Genomic DNA, 5,142 nt, shown 5'->3' on the forward strand with positions numbered 1-5,142 from the left:
GTCGCTGCCGCTGGATCCTGATGGCACGGTGTTGATCACTGGTGGGACGGGGACGCTGGGTGGTCTGCTGGCCCGGCATCTGGTCACGGCGTATGGGGTGCGGCATCTGCTGTTGCTCAGCCGTCAGGGGCTGGACGGTGTGGGTGCGGCGGAGTTGGTGGCCGAGTTGGCCATGTTGGGGGCTCGGGTGACCGTCGCCGCGTGTGACGCTGCGGATCGGGAGGGGCTGGCCGCGGTTTTGGCGGCGGTCCCGGCCGATCGTCCGTTGACGGGTGTGGTACATGCGGCCGGCGTGTTGGACGACGGGGTGTTCACCGGGCTGGACGCGCGGCGGTTGAGTGCGGTGTTGCGGCCGAAGGTGGATGCGGCGGTGAATCTGCACGAGCTGACCGCCGACCTGAACGTACAGATGTTCGTGTTGTATTCGTCGGTGTCGGCGACGTTCGGGACCGGTGGTCAGGCGAATTATGCGGCGGCGAACGCGTTCTTGGACGCGTTGGCTGTCTATCGCCGGTCTCAGGGGTTGCCGGGTCTGTCGTTGGGCTGGGGGCTGTGGGAGCAGGCCAGCGCGATGACCGGGCATCTGGGGGCGGCGCGGGCCGTGGCGGCGTTGCCGACGGCGTTGGCGTTGGAGTTGTTCGATCGTGCGTGTGGTTCGTCGGCGGCGCATCTGTTGCCGACGTTGCTTGACCTCGGGCGGGGGCGGGCCGCGGCGGATCGAGTGCCGCCGTTGTTGCGGGCGTTGGTGCGTCCGCGGGTGCGCCGGGCTGCTGAGCGGGCTTCCGGCACGGCGTCGGCGTTGGTGGGCAGGCTGCGGGGTCTGGGCGCGGATGAGCGGCGGGCGCGGCTGTTGGAGTTGGTGCGTGCTCAGGCGGCAACGGTGCTGGGTCATGCCGGTGCTGATGCGGTGGGGGCGAGGCAGGCGTTCCGTGAGTTGGGGTTTGATTCGCTGACCGCGGTGGAGTTGCGGAACGGGTTGGGTGCGGCGACGGGGTTGCGGTTGCCGGTGACGTTGATCTTCGATTACCCGACGCCTGCGGCGCTGGCCGACCATCTCATGGAGGCGTTGTTCGAGGGGCTGGCGTCGGCGCCGAAGCCGGTGGTGGCCTCGGTGGATATCGCGGATCCGATCGTGATCGTGGGGATGAGCTGCCGGTTCCCCGGCGGGGCGGACAGCCCGGAGCGGTTGTGGCGGCTGCTGGCCGACGGATTCGATGGGGTGACGGATTTCCCCGCCGATCGTGGTTGGCAGGTCGGGGATGCGTCGTATGCGCCTCGGGGTGGTTTCCTGCACGACGCGCCGGACTTCGACGCGGGGTTGTTCGGTATTTCGCCGCGTGAGGCGTTGGCGATGGATCCGCAGCAGCGGTTGTTGCTGGAAGCGGCGTGGGAAGCCTTTGAATCCGCGGGCATTGATCCGCTGTCGTTGAGCCGTTCGTCCACGGGCGTGCTGATCGGGGCTTCGGCGTTCGGTTACGGCGCGGGGATGGACCTGCCCGCCGGTGCCGAGGGGCACCTGATGACGGGTGCCGCGACGAGCATCCTGTCCGGACGGGTCTCGTACGTGTTCGGCTTGGAGGGCCCGGCGGTGACGGTGGACACCGCGTGTTCGTCGTCGCTGGTGGCGATGCACTGGGCGATCCAGGCGCTTCAGCGTGGTGAGTGCGAGCTGGCGCTGACCGGCGGCGTGACCGTGATGTCCACTCCGGGGGTGTTCGCGGAGTTTGATCGGCAGGACGGTTTGGCTTCGGATGGTCGGTGCAAGGCGTTCGGGGCCGGCGCGGATGGCACTGTCTGGTCCGAGGGTGTCGGTGTGCTGGTGCTGGAGCGGTTGTCGGACGCGCGCCGCAACGGCCACCAGGTGCTGGCGGTGGTACGCGGCAGCGCGGTCAATCAGGATGGCGCGTCGAACGGCCTGACCGCGCCGAACGGTCCTTCGCAGCAGCGGGTGATCCGTCAGGCGTTGGCCAATGCTCGGCTCACGCCCTCCGACGTGGATGTGGTCGAGGCGCACGGCACCGGCACCCGGCTGGGTGACCCGATCGAGGCGCAGGCGTTGCTGGCGACCTACGGCCAGGAGCGGGAGCAACCGCTGTGGCTGGGGTCGATCAAGTCGAACATCGGCCACACGCAGTCGGCGGCGGGTGTCGCCGGTGTGATCAAGATGGTGCTGGCGATGCGGCACGGCATGCTGCCGGCCACGTTGCACGCGGACGAGCCGACGCCGCACGTGGACTGGTCCGCCGGGTCGGTGGAGCTGCTGACCGAGGCCCGGCCGTGGCCTTCCGCGGGTCGACCGCGCCGGGCCGGTGTCTCATCGTTCGGGATCAGCGGCACCAACGCGCATGTGATCCTTGAGCAGGGCGATCCGGTGCAGGTCGCTCAGCCAGTGAAGAGTCCGGGGTCGGCACCGGAATCGGGCGAGCGGACGGAGACAGTGCTCTGGCCGGTGTCGGCAAAGACCCCTGCTTCCTTGCGCGCGCAGGCCGTACGGCTCGCCGAACACCTGGACGCGCGGCCTGACGACGCCCCGGTCGATGTGGCGTGGGCCCTTGCCACGACCCGGGCGGCGTTGGCACATCGGGCGGTGATCCTCGGTGATGATCGTGCGGGGCTGCTTCGCGGGCTGAACGCGCTCGCTGTGGGTGAGTCTTCCGCGGGTGTGGTCTCGGGTGTGGCCGGCGAGGGTCGGACGGCGTTCCTGTTCACCGGTCAGGGTTCGCAGCGGGCCGGGATGGGGCGGGGCTTGTACGAGTCTTTCCCGGTGTTCGCGGACGCGTTCGATGCCGTCTGCGCGGAGCTGGACGTTCGGCTCGATCGGCCGGTTCGGGATGTCGTGTTCGAGGGTGTCGATCTCGATCAGACCATGTGGGCGCAGGCGGGCTTGTTCGCTGTGGAGGTGGCGTCGTTCCGGTTGCTGGAGTCGTGGGGCGTGAGCCCGGACTTCCTGCTGGGGCATTCGATCGGGGAGATCGCGGCGGCGCACTGTGCGGGGGTGTTGTCGCTGCCGGATGCGTGTGTGCTGGTGGCGGCGCGGGGCCGGTTGATGCAGGCGCTCCCTGCCGGTGGGGCGATGCTGGCCGTGCAGGCCTCCGAGGACGAGATAGTCGATGACCGGGTGGACGTCGCGGCGGTCAACGGTCCGTCCTCGGTCGTGGTTTCCGGCGATGCCGAGGTGATCGACGAGCTGGCGGCGCGGTGGGCGGCCGAGGGCCGTAAGACGAGCCGGTTGAGGGTGTCGCACGCGTTCCATTCCCGGCTGATGGAGCCGATGCTGGCGGATTTCGCGGCGGTGTTGGAGACGCTGATCTTCAACGAGCCGCGGATCCCGATCGTGTCGAACCTGACCGGCGAGGTGGCCGGGCCCGGGCTGCTGACCTCCCCTGCGTACTGGGTGCGGCAGGTGCGCGAGGCGGTGCGCTTCGCCGACGGGGTCAGGAGCCTGGCAGATCAGGGTGTGTCCCGGTTCGTGGAGCTGGGCCCGGACGGGGTGCTCTGCGCGCTGGCGCAGCGGTCGGTCGATGAGGCTGTGTTCGCTCCGGTGTTGCGCCGCGATCGGGATGAGGCGGAGACGGCCCTGGCGGCGCTGGGCCGGTTGTGGACGGCCGGCGCCGATATCGACTGGTCTGCGCTCTCCCCGGAGGGCCGTCGGGTGAACCTCCCGACCTACGCGTTCCAGCGTGAGCGGTACTGGCCGGAGCCCGCTGCCGTGACGGGTGATGTGGGCGCCGTGGGCCTGGCCGCGGCGGGGCATCCGTTGCTGGGTGCGGCGGTGGCGCTGGCCGGTGAGGGCGCCGTCCTGATGACGGGGCGGTTGTCGTTGGTGACGCATTCGTGGCTGGCCGATCATGCGATCCACGGGCAGGTGCTGGTGCCGGGGACGGCGCTGGTGGAGATGGCGTTGCGGGCCGGTGAGCAGGTGGGGTGCCTGACTCTGCGGGAGCTCGTTGTGCAGGCGCCGCTACAACTCCCACCACACGGCGGGGTGCAGGTGCAGGTGCACGTGGCCGCCCCGGGTGAGGATGGCGAGCGCCGGGTGGAGATCCACTCCCGGCCGGACGCGGGCGAGGACGGGCCGTGGATCTGCCACGCGACCGGCGCGCTGTCGGCCGATTCCATGCCGCAAGGCGTGGATCTTGCGGTGTGGCCGCCGCTGGGTGCGGTGGCGGTGCCGCTGGAGGGGTTCTACGACGCTCTTGAAGAGGGCGGGTACGGCTACGGCCCCCTGTTCCAGGGATTGCGGGCGGCGTGGCGTGATGGCGAGCGGGTGTATGCCGAGGTCGCGTTGCCGGAGGAGGCGGTAGCCGAAGCGGCCGAGTTCGGGATACATCCGGCGTTGCTGGACGCGGCGCTGCATGTCAGCGGGCTCGTCGCCGCCGGTGGTCAGGGGACACGGTTGCCGTTCGCGTGGACGGGCGTGCGGCTGCATGCCGCCGGAGCCTCGATGCTTCGGGTGGCCATGACCGCGGTCGGCGACGGTGTCGAGATACAGACCGCGGACGCGACCGGTGCGCCCGTCGCATCCGTCGAGTCCCTGGTCATGCGTGAGGTGTCGCCTGAGGCATTGCGGCCTGCGGAGGATGCGGCGTCGGACGCGCTGTTCGCGGTGGACTGGGTGCCTCTGGTGGGATCGGCCGCCACGGAGTTCGACACCTCGGACTGGGTGGTGATCGGCGACGCCGAAGTCCTGACCGCGGGCCGGTTTGAGAGCCTCGCGGCGGTGGTGCAGGGCGGAGTTGCGCCGCCGGTGGTGGTGCTGCCGGTGGGTCAGTCGAGCGATGTGCATGGGCTGACCGCGTGGGCGATGGGAGTGGTGCAGGAGTGGCTGGCTGAGGAGCGGTTCGCCGACTCCCGCTTGGTGGCCCTGACTCGTGGTGCCGTCCCCGCCGCCCCGGTCGCGCGGGATGGGATCGACCCTGCGGTGGCGGCGGTGTGGGGATTGTTGCGGTCGGCGCAGACCGAGAACCCTGGCCGGATCGTGCTGGTGGACCTCGATCCCGCCGGTGACCCGGATGACGCGGCGAGCATGTGGCCGTCGGTTGTGGGCGGTGACGAGCCGGAGGTCGCGGTTCGGGATGGTGCCCTGTGGGTGCCGCGGTTGGTGCGGGCGGCGTCGTTGCATGGGCCGGCCGGGGACCAGGA

1 protein-coding gene is annotated in these 5,142 nt (G+C 70.3%); it reads left to right on the forward strand.

All coding sequences use genetic code 11. From position 1 onward, the window contains the following. On the forward strand, positions 1–5,142 hold a 5,142-nt coding region (locus AWQ70_RS40875; protein WP_218004795.1), incomplete at both ends, for a type I polyketide synthase.

This window comes from Microtetraspora niveoalba, assembly GCF_001570405.1.
Lineage (GTDB): Bacteria > Actinomycetota > Actinomycetes > Streptosporangiales > Streptosporangiaceae > Microtetraspora > Microtetraspora niveoalba.